Source organism: Streptococcus sp. 2106 (genome assembly GCF_013277315.1).
Classification (GTDB): Bacteria; Bacillota; Bacilli; order Lactobacillales; family Streptococcaceae; genus Streptococcus; species Streptococcus pseudopneumoniae.
This window is the reverse complement of sequence record NZ_VMMS01000137.1, coordinates 1-4,343: the sequence shown is the minus strand read 5'-3', so window position 1 is coordinate 4,343 and position 4,343 is coordinate 1. Positions and strand designations below refer to the sequence as shown.

The following is a 4,343-nucleotide window of genomic DNA, read 5'->3' as shown; positions in this document are numbered from 1 at the left end:
AGCAGTGCTTTGAGCAGCCCGCTGCTAGTTTCCTAGTTTGTTTTTTGATTTTCATTGAGTATTATTCGCTTTTTACCGGTTTGACATAGTTTTCAATTGGGTAGTTTTCAGGGTTCAAAGTCAACTCCTTGCCTTTGACCAATTGAGCTAGGTGGTAACCAATAATAGGACCAGTTGTGAGGCCTGATGAACCTAGTCCACTAGCAGCGTAGACACCTGCCAATTCTGGCACTTGCCCAAAGAAAGGAGAGAAATCACTAGTATAGGCACGGATTCCCACACGCTCAGCCCTTGAAGTCGCTCTAGCTAAAACTGGATAGTGAGGTAAGGCTGCCTCCTCCATTTGCTGGAGCAAGATTTCATCTACCGTCAAATCAAATCCCATATCATTTTCATGGGTAGCACCTAGGGACAATTTACCACCTGCAAAAGGAATCAAATCCCATTCCCCTTCTGGCATGACAACAGGGTAAAATTCCATGTCTTGGGCCAGCTGATAATCTCGGAGCTGTCCTTTCTGAGGACGGACATCCACAGCATAACCCAAGGGTTCTAACATATCCCCCAACCAAGCTCCCGTCGCCAAAATAACCTGCTCAAACTCCTCTTCACCAATCTGGTAGCCTGATGCTAACGGTGTCAGAGTCACTTTTTCTTTGACCAGCTTGACATGACTTGATTCCAGCAAATGAGTCACTAAAAGTTGGCCATCTACTCTCGCTCCACCAGAAGCATAGAGCAGACGGTCAAATCCCTGCAAACCAGGGAATAATTCATTAGATGATGCTTGGTCCAGAATGGCTAATTGCCCTATCAAGGGAGATTCTTCTCTGCGCTGGAGGGCTAATTCATAGAGTTCTTCCAACTTGGATTCATCCTTTTTCAGGAGAAAGACTCCCGAACGATGGTAAAAGTCGATTTCTTGCCCTGATTTCTCTAAATCAGCTAATAAATCCACATAAAAATCAGCCCCCAAGCGCGCCATTTTGTACCAAGCTTTATTGCGGCGTTTGGAAAACCAAGGACTGATAATTCCTGCTGCAGCCTTGGTAGCCTGACCTTGTCCATGGTCAAAGACGGTTACCTCTAGGTCACTTTCTTTCGAGAGGTGGTAGGCAGCTGTTGCCCCCACAATTCCTGCTCCAATAATGGCAACTTTTTTCATTGTTATAATTTATTCCTTTTGTTTCACTCAAGGCACAACACAGAATAAAAATGTTTTGTGCCCTTTATTTTGTTTTATACTAGACCTCCATACTATCTTATTCTTTCCAATAATTATCTATCTAAGAGATTATCCTATTCTTAATTGTCAATAAGTTCACCCAGTCCTCTGGAAGACCGTAGTGTCTCAAATCAACTTGTTCTCTACTTCCTTCTTCTAGTAAATTTTGTATTTTTTATTCCAAAAATTCTGGGTTTCTAGGGACATGGACAAAATAAGATGTCTCATTGCTATAAAATAAATAATGTCTTATCATCATTCTCTGAGTTTGTCTCCAATAACTCCTTATCAGAATGATGAAGAGCAGGTAAGGTATGGTGTAAGCGTTCATATAATCTGCCATTATATGAGCATATATTTCTAAGATATCGAAGTGCATTACACCAGGACAATAAGATTTTAGCTGGAATTTTATCATCCTTATACAAGAGCAAACTAATATAAGCAGCAACCTTATTTCGATAACCTGGTTGTAAGGCGACAAGAAATGATGATATATTTCCAAATGTCATTAAACGAAAAACAGTCCAAGGCAACACAACACCATATTGTCTAATCTGATTCTTTACTATGGAATCATCTTGTTTTTCAAAAATAAACCGCGATAAATGATACTTTGTTTTCAAGACAGTATCCTGACGTTTAGGGTTATCCTTGCAGTATTTAGATTGTTCAGAAAAATATAAATCATCGTCTTCAAAAATATAAATAGTTTTTTGGTATCCAAGCGTCAGAGCATCAGCGGTACTCTTTTTCAAAAAGACTTCAATTCTCTCCAATATTTCTTGAAGGAAATTTCTAAGGTAACTATCAAATAAGTAGGCTTACTTAGCTAAAATATACTGACGATTAACCAATTTACCATAAATCTACGCAATCCTTTTTATAAAATTCATCATCAACATTATATGAAAAATCCCAATGAGATTTATCTTTCATATGTTGATACAATTCTTCTTCTGTCAGTGCAGGTTCAATCGCCATTTTTAACGTAGTAAGTGCTAACACAGGATTATAAACTAATCGTATTTTATCAACTATATCAATATTTCAAGGAATATATTCCTTGAAATTTGTTAATTCAAATATGGCAACATTCATTCTAACAGTCTCCACTATATGAAAAAAGGTCACCTAGTTATACATTGCTGCACCTTTGATGACCTCTAATCTACCTAGATTATACCACAATAATCCCTATTAATCAATAGAAATATTTTTTAAGTGTAGTATATTGAGCCTAGAATAGTAGGCTACGGATTCTAAAATATTTCTAGAAATTAATTTGACTTTCTCAATCTCTTTGTTCATATCTTATTTCAATCTACTATATATGATATACGTATGGTTGGTTATGGAGAGCACAATCATCTGACAAAACCAAGAGATAGAGAGCGCTTACATCGACTCCTAAAGAAAGATGGATAGAAAGACGCTTTTCAACTTCTTTCTATCCATTACTTCCTTCAAGAGTCCACACCAGCAATTTTCAGTTCCATTTCATGAACTATCTTACTTGTTTCGTGTTTCTTCTTTATCTTACTCTACCATCAAAGACTTCTACTTGTACTAGAGGAGGAAACACTCCCATTTAAAAGACGGTGTCCTGTTCCCAGAACCACTTCCCCACTAGAAGCTGGTATATTCCCACTACAGGTTTGCGACTAACTTTTCCTATCGTCATTATCCAGCAATGTAGTAACTTCTATGGTCACCTGCGATATTTCAACATGTCGCTTATCTTAGCTGAGCAAGAATCGCTTTGAGTTTCTCAATCAACTCGTCTTCTGTGTGGTCAGACTCTTTCTCATTGGCTAGGAAAGCAACTGCTTGAGCGAGAGCTTCTCGTGCTTGGTCGAGAACTTTCGTATCCACATTTGTAGAATCCAATTCTGCTTCAAGCTTGCTTAGTTCCTTGACCAATTTCTTGAGTTCTGACTCTTTCTTACGACGCGCGATGAGGAAGAGAAGGAGCCCAAGAAGGGCAAGTAGACTGCCAATTATTACTACATATGAAAATTCAGTAGTTGTCTGACTATCGTCTTTCATCTGATCTTTTTCTTGATTTTGCTGGTCTTCTTTCACACCTTTTAAGGAGTCTATTACCTCTCTCACTCTTCTAACAATATCACGCAAATCGGACTCTGTCAAACTTTCGTCATTAAGAGCTTGTTTAATCTCTGTAAGAAGAGCTTTAGCTGACTCAAGCGTTGTACTATCTATATCATCCAAATCTTTCAAACGACTTTCCAATCCTTCAACCAATCGAGCAAGCTCAGACTTGTCAACAGGACGAGTCTCGTTAGGAGTCACTGTAGTTCCTGAATTGTTTGGAGTGCTTGTAGAAACTGGCGTTTCTTGAGTCGAAGTGCTTGCTTGTGCCTGTCCAACAGTAGACGATGGAGTAGTAAGGGTCGTATTGCTACTATTGTCAATTGTCACACCAGGGGCTGGAGTATTGCCTCTGTTATCTGGTGTCACACTGTTGCTATTGCTGCCAGCAGGGTTGGTAGTAGCTCCATTGTTGGTGTTGCCACTGTTGCTAGTATCAGTACTATTATTACCAGATTTTTTCTCTACGGTTTCTGTCGATGGAATTTCTTTAGTTGTTCCATCTGGTAATGTGACAGTTACGTCTCCATTGTCTTTTACAACTACGTTGGTGGCTGTTGGGTTAGCTTTCGAAACGGCTTCTTTAACTTTGGCTTTTTCGGCTTCTGTTAAATGCGCTGGGTCTGCTACTGGCGTTACCTCTACCTTAGATTTCTCTACGGTTTCTGTCGATGGAATTTCTTTAGTTGTTCCATCTGGTAATGTGACAGTTACGTCTCCATTGTCTTTTACAACTACGTTGGTGGCTGTTGGGTTAGCTTTCGAAACGGCTTCTTTAACTTTGGCTTTTTCGGCTTCTGTTAAATGCGCTGGGTCTGCTACTGGTGTTACTACCAGAGCTGTCTTGGCTGCTTTGTCGACTAACTGCTCTTTCGCTTTGTCTAACTTACCTTGCGCTTCTGTTACTTTTTCTTGCGCTTCTTGAACTTCAGCTGCTGTCGCATTGTCACCTTTAGCTAATACTGCTTTGGCTGCTTCCTTCGCTGCTGCAACATCTGCTTCTGCT

Annotated in this window: 4 protein-coding genes; all 4 read right to left on the bottom strand. The window is 39.6% G+C overall.

Annotated elements, in window-relative coordinates; genetic code table 11:
* Window positions 1-61 precede the first annotated feature (61 nt).
* Complete coding sequence (locus tag HT723_RS11070) at window positions 62-1,165, bottom strand: FAD-dependent oxidoreductase (protein ID WP_023940312.1); 1,104 nt, start codon at window positions 1,163-1,165, stop codon at window positions 62-64.
* 290 nt (window positions 1,166-1,455) lie between these two features.
* The gene (locus HT723_RS11065; protein ID WP_188111032.1) at window positions 1,456-2,004 is read right to left on the bottom strand and encodes an Abi family protein; all 549 of its coding nucleotides are present in this window, start codon (window positions 2,002-2,004) and stop codon (window positions 1,456-1,458) included.
* A gap of 79 nt (window positions 2,005-2,083) precedes the next feature.
* The gene (locus HT723_RS11860) at window positions 2,084-2,209 is read right to left on the bottom strand and encodes a hypothetical protein (protein ID WP_014017312.1); all 126 of its coding nucleotides are present in this window, start codon (window positions 2,207-2,209) and stop codon (window positions 2,084-2,086) included.
* A gap of 753 nt (window positions 2,210-2,962) precedes the next feature.
* Window positions 2,963-4,343: hypothetical protein (locus HT723_RS11260; RefSeq protein WP_188111031.1), on the bottom strand; the 1,381-nt coding region annotated here is incomplete at its 5' end.

Bases quoted from the DNA above. Each gene is read 5' to 3' on its own strand.
- HT723_RS11070 (WP_023940312.1), bottom strand. From the start codon at position 1,165: ATGAAAAAAGTTGCCATTATTGGAGCAGGAATTGTGGGGGCAACAGCT.
- HT723_RS11860 (WP_014017312.1), bottom strand. From the start codon at position 2,209: ATGGCGATTGAACCTGCACTGACAGAAGAAGAATTGTATCAACATATG.